15 protein-coding genes and 3 tRNA genes are annotated in these 10,926 nt (G+C 70.9%); 6 read left to right on the top strand and 12 right to left on the bottom strand.

What is annotated here, in order from left to right; all coding sequences use genetic code 11:
* Nucleotides 1-2 precede the first annotated feature (2 nt).
* The 8 genes from M0M48_RS10870 to M0M48_RS10835 form a co-directional block, all read right to left on the bottom strand.
* The gene (locus tag M0M48_RS10870) at nucleotides 3-287 is read right to left on the bottom strand and encodes a hypothetical protein (RefSeq protein WP_257751155.1); all 285 of its coding nucleotides are present in this window, start codon (nucleotides 285-287) and stop codon (nucleotides 3-5) included.
* Complete coding sequence (locus tag M0M48_RS10865; protein ID WP_257751154.1) at nucleotides 287-1,348, bottom strand: hypothetical protein; 1,062 nt, start codon at nucleotides 1,346-1,348, stop codon at nucleotides 287-289. Before M0M48_RS10865 ends, M0M48_RS10870 begins: the two co-directional genes overlap by 1 nt.
* Nucleotides 1,345-1,563, bottom strand: a complete 219-nt coding sequence (locus M0M48_RS10860; protein WP_257751153.1) for a hypothetical protein — start codon at nucleotides 1,561-1,563, stop codon at nucleotides 1,345-1,347. The genes M0M48_RS10865 and M0M48_RS10860 overlap by 4 nt, the downstream gene beginning before the upstream one ends.
* On the bottom strand, nucleotides 1,557-1,943 hold the full coding sequence (locus M0M48_RS10855; RefSeq protein ID WP_257751152.1) for a hypothetical protein: 387 nt from the start codon (nucleotides 1,941-1,943) through the stop codon (nucleotides 1,557-1,559). The genes M0M48_RS10860 and M0M48_RS10855 overlap by 7 nt, the downstream gene beginning before the upstream one ends.
* Entirely contained in the window at nucleotides 1,940-2,377 is a 438-nt protein-coding gene (locus tag M0M48_RS10850; protein ID WP_257751151.1) for a hypothetical protein, read from the bottom strand. Before M0M48_RS10850 ends, M0M48_RS10855 begins: the two co-directional genes overlap by 4 nt.
* Nucleotides 2,374-2,718 carry a hypothetical protein gene (locus tag M0M48_RS10845; protein ID WP_257751150.1) on the bottom strand — a complete coding sequence of 115 codons (345 nt, stop codon included), beginning with the start codon at nucleotides 2,716-2,718 and terminating at the stop codon, nucleotides 2,374-2,376. The genes M0M48_RS10850 and M0M48_RS10845 overlap by 4 nt, the downstream gene beginning before the upstream one ends.
* Nucleotides 2,719-2,795: 77 nt before the next feature.
* On the bottom strand, nucleotides 2,796-3,032 hold the full coding sequence (locus M0M48_RS10840) for a helix-turn-helix domain-containing protein (RefSeq protein WP_257751149.1): 237 nt from the start codon (nucleotides 3,030-3,032) through the stop codon (nucleotides 2,796-2,798).
* Nucleotides 3,029-3,310, bottom strand: coding sequence for a helix-turn-helix domain-containing protein (locus tag M0M48_RS10835; protein ID WP_257751148.1), 282 nt, complete (start codon nucleotides 3,308-3,310; stop codon nucleotides 3,029-3,031). The genes M0M48_RS10840 and M0M48_RS10835 overlap by 4 nt, the downstream gene beginning before the upstream one ends.
* A gap of 286 nt (nucleotides 3,311-3,596) precedes the next feature.
* On the opposite strand from M0M48_RS10835, the gene M0M48_RS10830 reads away from it, so the two are divergent.
* From M0M48_RS10830 to M0M48_RS10815, 4 genes are read left to right on the top strand one after another with little or no spacing between them, the layout of a single operon-like run.
* A complete protein-coding gene (locus M0M48_RS10830; RefSeq protein WP_257751147.1) occupies nucleotides 3,597-3,941 on the top strand; it encodes a helix-turn-helix domain-containing protein in 345 nt (114 codons plus the stop codon).
* Nucleotides 3,938-4,549, top strand: a complete 612-nt coding sequence (locus M0M48_RS10825; RefSeq protein ID WP_257751146.1) for a hypothetical protein — start codon at nucleotides 3,938-3,940, stop codon at nucleotides 4,547-4,549. Before M0M48_RS10830 ends, M0M48_RS10825 begins: the two co-directional genes overlap by 4 nt.
* A 48-nt stretch (nucleotides 4,550-4,597) precedes the next feature.
* Nucleotides 4,598-5,116, top strand: a complete 519-nt coding sequence (locus tag M0M48_RS10820) for a hypothetical protein (protein WP_257751145.1) — start codon at nucleotides 4,598-4,600, stop codon at nucleotides 5,114-5,116.
* Nucleotides 5,116-6,321, top strand: a complete 1,206-nt coding sequence (locus M0M48_RS10815) for a tyrosine-type recombinase/integrase (RefSeq protein ID WP_257751144.1) — start codon at nucleotides 5,116-5,118, stop codon at nucleotides 6,319-6,321. Before M0M48_RS10820 ends, M0M48_RS10815 begins: the two co-directional genes overlap by 1 nt.
* A 117-nt stretch (nucleotides 6,322-6,438) precedes the next feature.
* On the opposite strand, the gene M0M48_RS10810 is transcribed toward M0M48_RS10815, so the two are convergent.
* The 3 genes from M0M48_RS10810 to M0M48_RS10800 all read right to left on the bottom strand — a co-directional run bounded on the left by M0M48_RS10810 (nucleotide 6,439) and on the right by M0M48_RS10800 (nucleotide 6,726).
* A tRNA-Val gene (locus M0M48_RS10810) sits at nucleotides 6,439-6,513 on the bottom strand.
* 19 nt (nucleotides 6,514-6,532) lie between these two features.
* Nucleotides 6,533-6,603 (bottom strand) — tRNA-Cys (locus M0M48_RS10805).
* Nucleotides 6,604-6,653: 50 nt separating this feature from the next.
* Nucleotides 6,654-6,726 (bottom strand) — tRNA-Gly (locus tag M0M48_RS10800).
* A 170-nt stretch (nucleotides 6,727-6,896) separates the two neighbouring features.
* Here M0M48_RS10800 and M0M48_RS10795 point away from each other — a divergent pair.
* Nucleotides 6,897-7,724, top strand: coding sequence for an aminotransferase class IV (locus M0M48_RS10795; protein WP_257751143.1), 828 nt, complete (start codon nucleotides 6,897-6,899; stop codon nucleotides 7,722-7,724).
* On the opposite strand, the gene M0M48_RS10790 is transcribed toward M0M48_RS10795, so the two are convergent.
* A complete protein-coding gene (locus M0M48_RS10790; protein WP_257751142.1) occupies nucleotides 7,705-8,880 on the bottom strand; it encodes a GAF domain-containing protein in 1,176 nt (391 codons plus the stop codon). The genes M0M48_RS10795 and M0M48_RS10790 overlap by 20 nt on opposite strands.
* Before the next feature lie 93 nt (nucleotides 8,881-8,973).
* Here M0M48_RS10790 and M0M48_RS10785 point away from each other — a divergent pair, with 93 nt between their 5' ends.
* Complete coding sequence (locus tag M0M48_RS10785) at nucleotides 8,974-10,809, top strand: flavin-containing monooxygenase (RefSeq protein WP_257751141.1); 1,836 nt, start codon at nucleotides 8,974-8,976, stop codon at nucleotides 10,807-10,809.
* Nucleotides 10,810-10,926: the final 117 nt, after the last annotated feature.

Genomic DNA, 10,926 nt, shown 5'->3' with positions numbered 1-10,926 from the left:
GTTCAGTCCTTCGGTCGTTCGGTCTGGGTGTGGCCGCAGCGCGAGCAGACGAACTCGTCGCGGGCCGGGGCGAACCCGATCTCCGGGTACTTGCAGTTGGGGCAGGCGGCGTCACAGGCGATCCGCACCTCGGGGATCGCGCGATGACGGGCGGCTTCCTGCGGCTCGACGTGCTCCCACTCGGCGTCGGACCAGCGCTGCTCGCCGACGGCGATGGAGATCGCGATCTGGCCCTGACACTGCGCGCAGACGCTGGTGCGGGTCTCGGTCCTGGGCTGAGCGGTCATCACGCCACCGCCTCGGCCGGGGGAGCGGGCGGCACGAGTGCCTTGCCGATCACCGGCTCGTCGGCCTTCGCCGACGCGATCCGCGACGACCACTCGTCGACCATCTGCGCGTGCCGGAAGTACCGGTACTCCAGCTCGCCGCACCGGGCCGGGTAGAGCCGGTAGCCCTCCGGGCGCAGGTGCAGCACGACGCCGACCTCGGCCGTCGCGGGCATCGGAGCCTTCGAGCCGTCGCGCAGCCAGCAGACCTTGCCCTGCCGGTACGCCGACATCTGCAGCCCGGCCTCGGGGTAGACGCCGTGCACGTGCCCGGAACCGAGGATCTTCGGGTGCGGTGCACTGCCGTCGGCCGGCACGATCCAGTCGCCGCCGGTCTTCGTGTCGCCCATCAGGTCGCCCGCCGGGTCGACGTCCCAGCCCGCCGCGCGCAGGGCGTCGCCGATCCGGCCATCGGCACCGATGAGGTAGTCGAGCGTGCCGGCCCAGCCGTGCTCAGGGTTCGCGACGACCATCTCGGACGCCGTCCACCGCGGCTGCCACTCGTCCTCGAACCGGAGGAAGTGCTCGAGGAACGGCGCGAGCTCGGGTCCGTTGATCGCCCACTCGGTCTCGCCGACCCGGATCACCCGGGGGAGCGGCGTGCCGAGGAGTCGGGACTCGATGACCTTGTGGACCAGGCCGCCGACCTCGGCGCGCTCGTCCTTCTTCCGGGTGTGCGCCCGGGTGATCCACCGGCGCAGCTCGGCGAGCTGCTCAGGGTTGCGCGACGCCGCGACCAGCGCGGGCAGGTTCTCGATCGCCGAGTCGGCGACCATGTTCCCGGCCCAGTGGATCAGCGCGGGCTTCGGCACCCCGCCGCCGAGGATGGTGGTGACCGAGCGCAGCCGGTCGCCGGTGGTGTGGTCGGCGTAGTAGCCGTTGCCCTGCCGGGCGGGGATCGGTCCGCGGTCCTTCTTCTTCGGCTGCTTGCGGTGGTCCATCGGCCGGCCCTCGACAGCGGGCGGGTTGATGGTGTCGATGAGCAGCGGCCCGTCGAGAGCCATGTCGGTGGGGTCGCTCATGCTGCGGCCCTCCCGCTCGTGCCGAGGCAGTAGCAGCCGTCCGCGGCCACGGTGACGGCGTCGTGGTGGCAGCCGGTCTCGGCCAGCTCGGCCGCGACCTGCTCGATCAGCTGGACGGCGGCCGAGGGGCACAGCTCGTTGCACTCGACGCCGGCGGGAGCCCCGCAGTCGGGGCACGCCCACGCCAGCTCGACGGTGGCGATCGCGGTCAGCATCGGCCCCACCGGTCCTCGTCGGCCCGGCAGTACACGCAGTGGTGCGCCGCGCAGCCGGGGCAGTACTGCCGACCGTCGTGGCTGCAGACGTCGCGCTCGAGGCCGTCGCACTGGTCGATGCAGCCGCACAGGACCTCGCCACAGCCGCCGCAGTCCTCGTGGTCGGTCGGGAGCAGCGCGACGGGCAGGTCGGCGAGAACCTCGTCGGACCAGGCGCCGAGGGTGAGCTCGAGCGCGAGGTTGGTGAACTCCTCGCGGAGCGCGGGGTGCGGGGTGTGGACGACGGACAGCTCGGGGTGCGGCCGGGCGGTCACGCCGACGGCCTCGGCGATCGCGAGCAAGTCGTCGTCCCACTCGGGGTTCACGTTCGAGGTGCTCATCGGCCGACCTCCGCGGCGATGGTGACCAGCTCCTGCATCGCGGTCTCGCGGTCGTTGGCGCCGGAGTTGGGCAGGAGCGTCGCTCCGTTCCAGGTGCGGCCGGAGAGCCAGCGGACGCGGATCAGGTCGTTGGTCCACTTGGTGAGGTACGGCTCGTTCGGCTGCTCGGCGAGGTCGGCCGCGAGGCGGTCGGCGTACCGGAGCAGCGCGCGGCGGACGAGGACGGCGTCCTCGAGGCCGATCGGGTCGAGGGCCTGCAGGGCGGGCTGGTCGGCGATCTTGGACTCGACGGCCGGCCAGGAGCCGGCCGGGGCGTGCAGGTTGCACCAGAGGGTGAACCCGGCCGGGTTCCAGGGATCGCGCTGGTCCCACGCCTCGGAGTAGGTCTGAGCGGTGGCCCGGCGCGGGCACTTTGAGCACGTCGCGGTGGTCATCGGCTGCTCACCGCCTTGAGGCCGGCGCCGCGGATGCCGAACCGCATCCACTCGACGATGACGCGCACGCCGGTGTTGGGCAGACGGCCCTCGACGCGGTGCACGGTGAGCCCGTGCTCGCGGCGCTGCTCGATGACGTCGTCGACGCCGGCGCCGAGCGAGGCGATCCAGACCGCGGCGTCGTCGCCGGCGATGTGGAACTCGAGGTAGCCGTGCTCGATCTCGATGGAGCCGGGCTCGGGGAGGTGGTGGGTGGCGATGTGGTCGGCGAGCGCGTGGAGGGCGTGGGCGACGACACCGGCGCGCTGGCTGGTGGTGCTGTTGGTGGTGGTCTCGGTCATGAGACGATCCCTTCGTTGGTTCGAGACCCCTGGCGCGGCTTCCGACGGCGAGCGCTGGGGGCTCTCGGCTTTTCTGGTCAGGCAGTGCGGGTGTTGGCCTCGATGAACGCGTCGAGGTCCTCGGGGTAGACGCGGGTCTTGGGCCTGGCGCCGGAGACCTTGATCTCGACGGCGCGGAGCTTCCCGGCGGCGATGAGCCGGTAGACGTGGTGCCGAGAGCAGTCCAGCCGCTCCGCTGCTCGCTGCACGGAGATCACACGGAGGCCGTGGTCCTTCGCGGGCTCGCCGTTCGTCACGGAGAGCCGCGTGGTCATGCCGGAATCCCGTCTGCCGCCTTCACGCGCGGCCGACGCGACGAGACGGACTGTCCAGTATCACTGGACAGTCGCGGGACGAAAAGATCGTCGACGCCTACGCCGAAGAACCTCGCGATCCGCGCGGCGCGCTCCGGGGTGACGGTCGTGATCTCGCCTCGGAGGATGCGCGTCACGTAGGAGTGCGACGAGTAGCCGACAGCCTGCGCGAGCGCGCGGGCTGAGACGTCCTGGATGGCCATCAGCTTCAGGATCCGCTTCGGGTCGATCACTCGCATGAAGATCTCCGGGGGTCGTTGGATCGGCTTAGTCACTGTAGGTCCTCTCGGGTCTATGTGTCCACTGACACTGGACAAAGCGTCGATCACTTGTGCCCGCCTGTCAAGAGATTGCATCGTTGTAGTTCCGCAGGTCGCCGCTGACCTGCGGAAACTCGGCGAAAATGCGCGGGTAGCGTTGTGCCCGGGTGGCCGCAAATGACATGAGCCCGCACAGTTCGACAAGCGGCTCTGGACGCCCCGATGGTGGGCGCATGACGAAACGACCGAGAGGACCACCAGGGCGATGGGCCGGCTGTTCGACATGATCGAGGCGCACCGGGACGCCCAGCCCTACCCACCGTCGTACTCCCGCATTGCCGAGGAGCTCGGGGTATCACGGCAGACGCTACTCAACTGGCGGAGCCCAACGCGGCTGATCGCAAAAGAGCATCTCGTCGCGCTCAGCGAGGTGACGAAGGTCCCGTACCAGCGCGTCCTGGACGCGCTGCTCGAGGACATCGGTTACCTCCAAGCTGACGACGTGCCCGCAGCAGCCCGGAAGGGATCGCCGCGGCTGCGAGAGTTGCGACGCCAGCAGGACGAGGCCGGTCAGGCGCCGGACCCTGAAGGTCCCGAGGGGGGCGCATGAGCCGGCGAAGTCTCATGGCGTTGATCGCGGGGACCGTGCTCGCGATCGTGGTCACCGCATCGATCGCGCTCGCCCTGACGGGGCGGGACTCGGACGACGATCCTCGCGCTGAGGATCTCCCCACTTCGGGGGACACGGCCGACCCCACGGACGCGCCGACAACTCCCACTGGTCCGCCATCCTTCAAAGTCGGCGAGACGATGACGGCCCAAGAAGTCACGCTGACCGTCTCGAAGGTAGAAGCCGTCGACCTCGGTCGGCAGGGGAGTCCGGGGTTCCGCGAGACGGTCGAGAGTTTCGTTCGCGTCTGCACGCCAGATGACGCCCTCACTCCGTGGGAGGCGGACACTCTCGACTTTGTCGCTGTGACGAGGGACGGGCTCGTCATCCCGGTCGACACCACGCTGAGCGGGGTGCGCTCGCCGTTGCTGCCGTACGGCCCAGTGCCAGCGGGACGCTGCGTGCAGGGTTGGGTTCAGATCGGCATGGACTCCGGGCAGGCGAGGACCGTGACGGCTGTCGAGTTCCAGCCCAACGCGGGCGAGACGGCGGCGACATGGACGTTGAGCCGGTCTCTTCGCCTGGGCCGGCCGGACTACCTCGGCTAGAGGCGCGCCAGAGCCTTCTGTCGGACCCTCTACCTAGGGTCCGTCGGCATGTACGACCCGTGGGACGACTTCGAGCCGCACCGGCTCAACGGCTGGACGGTCAAGTGGCGACCGCTCACCGACCAGCCCGAGGAGCGGCTGGGCCTGACGACCTGGCTGGACCGGACGATGCATCTCGACCCCGACCAGGAGAACCGGCAAGAACGGGTCACCGTCACCCACGAGGTCGTCCACATCGAGCGCGGCCCGGCGCCCGACGGTCACGAAGACCGCGAGGAGCGGATCGTCGATGACCTCACGGCCCGCCGGCTCATCAGCCTTGAGGCGCTGGCTGAGGCGATGGTCTGGGCGTACGACGTCGACGAGGTGGCGTTCGTCCTGTGGGTCGACGAGCCGAGCGTCCGGGTCCGACTGCAGGGGCTCACGCCGGAGGAGGGCCGCTACATCCAGGAGGTCGTCGACGCGGCAGAAGCACGGTTCCCCGAGGACGTGTACGACGACGTCGCGTGGAGCGAGATCGGGATCGCCTGGAATGGAGACATCGAGCGAGGAGAGGAGGCGGGCTAGTGGCCAGCATTGATCGGCTGCCGTCCGGGAAGTGGCGCGCGACGGTCGTCACCCCCATCAAGCAGCCCAACGGCCGGTTCCGCCGCGTCACGAAGACCGACCCGCTGAAGGCGGTCGTCGAGCACTGGGCGAAGCGCACCGAGGCGGCGATCGCCACGGGCACCTGGATCGCGCCCGAGAACGCAGCGACGACGCTGGGGGAGTACCGCGCGGTGTGGCGGAAGACGAAGGTCGCCGATTCGAGCTCGATCGAGAAGAACGACAGCCACTGGCGGGTCCACATCGAGCCTGTCTGGGCCGGCCACCCCCTCGGGCTCATCGTGCGCCCCGACCTGAAGTCCTGGGTGAAGCAGCTCGCGACTGAGCAGTGCCGCCGGTGCCACGCGAGCCCCGGCATCGGCGCCGACGGGCTGCTCAAGGTCCACAAGACCTCGCTCACCGGCGCGGCGCTGCTGCGCGCCCAGCGCCGCGAGGAGCCGACGGTGCGGCGCTGCTCCGGCAGCGGCATCGAGCCCGGCCTGGGCGCCTGGACGATCCAGGGGATCGTCTCCCACCTCTCGGGTCTGCTCACCTCCGCCGTCGAGGACGGCCTGATCCCCGCGAACCCCGCCCTCCGGCTGAACCTGCCGCCGGCTCGGCCCAAGCCGATCTTCTTCTGGCATAGCTGGGAGGCCGAGAAGATCATCCTCGAGCTCGAGGAGCCGTACGCCCTGGCTGTCGATCTCGACATGCATGTTGGCTACCGGCCGGGCGAGCTGTTCGGTCTCACGCGCCGCTACGTCGACGTCCACACGTGGCAGATCTACGTGCACGGCGTCGCGACGCGCACCGGCTGGCGGCCGTACGCGAAGTCGACGAGGTCCCACCGGGCGACCCCGATCCCGAAGCGCCTGCGCGAGCGTGTGGCCGAGCACGTCGAGGACCTTGGCCCGGACGACCTGCTGTTCCCGGCGCCTGGTGGCGGAGTGTGGGACGACCGGAACTTCGCCCGCAGGATCTTCACGCCGGCCATCAAGCGGGCCGGGGTGAAGCTCGGCACGCCGTACGACATGCGGCACACCGCGGCGTCCTGGCTGGTCCAGAAGGGCGTCGACCTCAAGCGAGTCCAGGACCTGCTCGGGCACGAGAAGTACTCCACGACGCTGCGGTACGCGCACCTGAAGCCGGGAGCGTTTGATGAGGTCCTCGACGCCTGGGGGGACTGATAGTCGGATTGGCCGTCCTCACCACGTCCTCACGGAGGCCGCAGGCCCGCGGCCGGCGCAACGACGAAGAAGACCCCCTGACTCGCGTTTCCGCTGGTCAGAGGGCCTTCGTGATGCTGGTGGGCGATACTGGGTTTGAACCAGTGACCTCTTCCGTGTCAAGGAAGCGCGCTACCGCTGCGCCAATCGCCCTTGTGGAGTTGTACTTTCGAGGTGGGTACGGGATTTGAACCCGTGTACACGGATTTGCAGTCCGTTGCCTCGCCTCTCGGCCAACCCACCGCGGTGGCCCTACACACTGGCCTGGTCAGGCAGTGGGTCTGACCACTCCGAGCGGACGACGAGGCTCGAACTCGCGACCTCAACCTTGGCAAGGTTGCGCTCTACCAACTGAGCTACGTCCGCATCGCACTGCTTCGAGGCCCTTTCGGACCGCTCTGCGGTGCGGTTGAGAACATTAGCCGATCCCCAGGTGCGTGCCAAAACGGGGGGTGCCTTCGGGATGTCGCGGGGGTGTCGGGGGTGCCGGAACGGGCCTCGATCGGGGCTCTCGGCGGCCCTCCTAGGCTGGTCCCATGCGTGCGTGGATCAACGGCCGGCTCCTCTCCGACCCCACGGCTCCGGCGGTGCCGGTGACCGACCATGGGCTGACCGTGGGGGACGCGGTCTTCGAGGCGGTCAAGGTGGTCGACGGGCAGCCGTTCGCGCTGCAGCGCCACCTCGACCGGCTGGAGCGGTCGGCTGAGGGGCTGGGCCTGGTGGGCCTCCACCTCGACGACGTACGACGCGGCGTGGGCGCCGTGCTCGCCGAGGAGCACCTGCCCCTGGGCCGGCTCCGGATCACGGTCACCGGGGGCAACGCCCCGCTGGGCAGCGGCCGGGGGACCGACCCACTGACGGTGATCGTGGTGGCGAGCCCGATGGCCGCGGCGCCCGAGACGACATCGGTGATCACCGTGCCCTGGCCGCGCAACGAGCGGGCGGCACTGGCCGGGCTCAAGACGACGTCGTACGCCGAGAACGTGGTCGCGCTCGCCGCGGCGCAGCGGGCCGGTGCGACCGAGGCGGTCTTCGCGAACCTCGCCGGGCACCTGTGCGAGGGCACGGGCACCAACGTCTTCTACGTCATCGACGGCGAGGTGCGCACACCGACGCTGGCCAGTGGCTGCCTCGCCGGGGTGACCCGGGCGCTGGTCGTCGAGTGGTTCGGGGCGCGGGAGGTCGACGAGCCGATCGAGGTCGCGGCGGGCGCCGACGAGATCTTCCTGGCCTCGACCACGCGCGACGTCCAGGGCGTGCACCGGTGGGACGACCGCGACCTGCCCGCGCCGGGGCCGGTGACCCGCGCTGCGGCTGCCGTGTGGCGCGAGCGCGAGCCCGGGATCATCGGGTTCGATCGCTGATGGTGAGCGCGACGCCCTCGCCGAGCCGGTAGGGGTTCGTCGCGAGGAGGGCGCCGAGCACGCGCCGCATGCGCGAGATCTCGGCCCGCACGGTCACCTGGTGCTCGGCGTCGCCGTAGAGCCGCCGGCTGAGCTGGCCGGCGGTCATCCCGGCCGGTCCGGCCTCGGCGATCGCGGTGAGCAGCTCGGCGTGGCGCGGGGTGAGCGCCACGCGCCAGGGGGAGTCGTCGCCGCGGACCTCGAGCGTCGCGGGGCCGGCGCCCAGGTGGAGCACGGCGGTCAGGACGGGGCCTGAGGCGGAGGGCCGGATCAGCCAGCCGCCGCGCAGCCGCTCGGGCAGGCACACCCCCAGCCCCGGTACGGCGAGCGCCCGGTCGGGCTGCGGCGCCTCGACCCGGTCGCGCACCGCGACGCCCTGGTGTGCGGCGACCCAGCCGTGGTCGTCGACCACGAGCAGGGGACCGTTGGCGCCCGACAGCAGCGGCTCCGCCGTCCGGCGCAGCTGCTCGAGGCGCTCGTCGTGGTGGCGCCACAGCCGGGCCTCGGCGAGCCGCACCGACGCCGTCACCAGCGCCTCGATCGCCGGGTGCAGGGTGAGCGCCGGGCCGCTGACGTCGACGATGCCGAGCAGTGAGCCGTCGATGGGGTCGTGGATGGGGGAGGCCGTGCAGTACCAGGGCACCTGGGCGTTCTCGAAGTGCTCGGCCGAGAACAGCTGCACCGGCGCGGCCTCCTCGAGCGCGGTGCCGATCGCGTTGGTCCCGACGGCGCCCTCGGTCCACAGCGCGCCCTCGGTGAAGCCCAGGCCGTCGGCCTGGCGGCGGACCCGCGGCGAGCCGCTGCGCCACAGCACGATGCCGTCGGCGTCGGTCACCACGACGAGGTAGTTCGAGGCGTCGGCGGCCGAGAGCAGCAGCTCGCGGATCTCGTCGATCACCAGCGCCAGCCGCGACGTACGACGGCGCTCGTCGACGTCCGCCGGCGTCAGCGGGTCGCGGCCGTTGCGCCCGTCGGGGTCGATGCCGAGCCCCAGGACCCGGCTCCACGAGCGCGCCACGACGGCCCGCGGCCGCTCGGGCGGCGCGGTGCCGGAGAGCACCGCGTCGTGGATCCGGACCAGGTCGCGGGCCCGCAGCGCGAGGTCGTGCGTGGCCATGTCCCCACAGTAGGTCGCGCGATGTGACCGGGGCCACATGCAACAACGTGCAACGGTTCCGGGGAGGGGGCCCGCGGCGGTCGACTTCTCGGCATGACCCAGCTCGACGACCGGCCCGTCACCGCGGCCGCCACCACCGAAGCCCCCGACCCGGCGACCGCGTGGTTCGCCGCGTTCGAGGACGCCCTGACCGCCCGCGACGTCGACCGCGCCGCCGGCCTGTTCGCCGCGACCAGCTTCTGGCGCGACCTGATCGCCTTCACCTGGAACCTGACCACGGTCGAGAACCCCGACGGTGTCGCCGACCTGCTCACGAGCACGCTCGACCGGGTCGACCCCCGCGGCTTCCGGCTCACCGAGCCGGCCGACACCGCGGACGGCGTCACCACCGCCTGGTTCGAGTTCGAGACCTCCGTCGGGCGCGGGCGGGGGCTGGTCCGGATCGTCGACGAGGACGGCCCGAAGGCCTGGACCTTCCTGACCACGCTCTTCGAGCTCACCGGGCACGAGGAGCCGCGCGGCGTACGCCGCCCGATGGGTGCCGAGCACGGCGCGACCAAGGAGCGGGTCACCTGGCTGGAGAAGCGCGAGGCCGAGGAGGCCGCGCTCGGTGTCGACGCGCAGCCCTACGTGCTCGTCGTCGGCGGCGGCCAGGGCGGCATCGCGCTCGGCGCGCGGCTGCGCCAGCTCGGCGTACCGGCGCTGGTGATCGACAAGCACCCGCGCCCCGGCGACCAGTGGCGCAACCGCTACAAGTCGCTGTGCCTGCACGACCCGGTCTGGTACGACCACCTGCCGTACCTGAAGTTCCCGGACAACTGGCCGGTCTTCGCGCCCAAGGACAAGGTCGGCGACTGGCTGGAGTTCTACACCCGGGTGATGGAGGTGCCCTACTGGTCGAGCACGGTCGCGACCGGCGCCGCCTACGACGAGGCGAGCGGCGAGTGGACCGTGCACCTCGAGCGCGAGGGCAAGCCGCTCGTGCTCAAGCCGACGCACCTGGTGATGGCGACCGGCATGTCCGGCAAGCCCAACATCCCCGTCGTACCGGGCGCGGACGTCTTCCAGGGCGAGCAGCACCACTCCTCGCAGCACCCCGGCCCCGACGCGTACGCCGGCAAGCGCGTCGTGGTCGTCGGCAGCAACAACTCGGCCTTCGACATCTGCGGCGCGCTGTGGGAGTCCGGCGCCGACGTCACGATGGTCCAGCGCTCGTCGACCCACATCGTCAAGAGCGACACCCTGATGGACATCGGCCTCGGCGACCTCTACTCGGAGCGTGCCGTCGAGGCGGGGATGACCACCGAGAAGGCGGACCTCGTCTTCGCCTCGCTGCCCTACCGGATCATGCACGAGTTCCAGGTGCCGCTCTACGACCGGATGCGCGAGCGCGACCGGGACTTCTACGACCGGATGAGCGCCGCCGGCTTCGACCTCGACTGGGGTGACGACGGCTCGGGCCTCTTCATGAAGTACCTGCGCCGGGGCTCCGGCTACTACATCGACGTCGGTGCCGCCGAGCTCGTCGCGAGCGGTGACGTCAAGCTCGCCAAGGGTCAGGTCGACCACCTGACCGAGACGTCCGTCGTCCTGGCGGACGGGACCGAGCTGCCGGCCGACCTCGTCGTCTACGCGACCGGCTACGGCTCGATGAACGGCTGGGCCGCCGACCTGATCAGCCAGGAGGTCGCCGACCGGGTCGGCAAGGTCTGGGGCCTCGGCTCCGACACCACCAAGGACCCCGGTCCGTGGGAGGGCGAGCAGCGCAACATGTGGAAGCCGACCCAGCAGGAGAACCTCTGGTTCCACGGCGGCAACCTGCACCAGTCGCGGCACTACTCGCTCTACCTGGCGCTCCAGCTCAAGGCCCGTCACGCCGGCATCGCGACGCCCGTGCACCGGTTGCAGGAGGTGCACCACCGGGGGTGATCCGCCAGCTGTCGTCCCCGGATCGACGTCTTGCGAACAGGCGCCCGAGTGACCTGTTGACAATCCGCTTCTCGCGGCCTCAACTGTGTGTGCCCATCTACAGATGGGAACACAAGA

Origin of the sequence: Pimelobacter simplex (assembly GCF_024662235.1) — a bacterium.
In the GTDB taxonomy this organism is placed as follows: domain Bacteria; phylum Actinomycetota; class Actinomycetes; order Propionibacteriales; family Nocardioidaceae; genus Nocardioides.
This window is presented reverse-complemented; position numbering and strand designations above follow the sequence as displayed.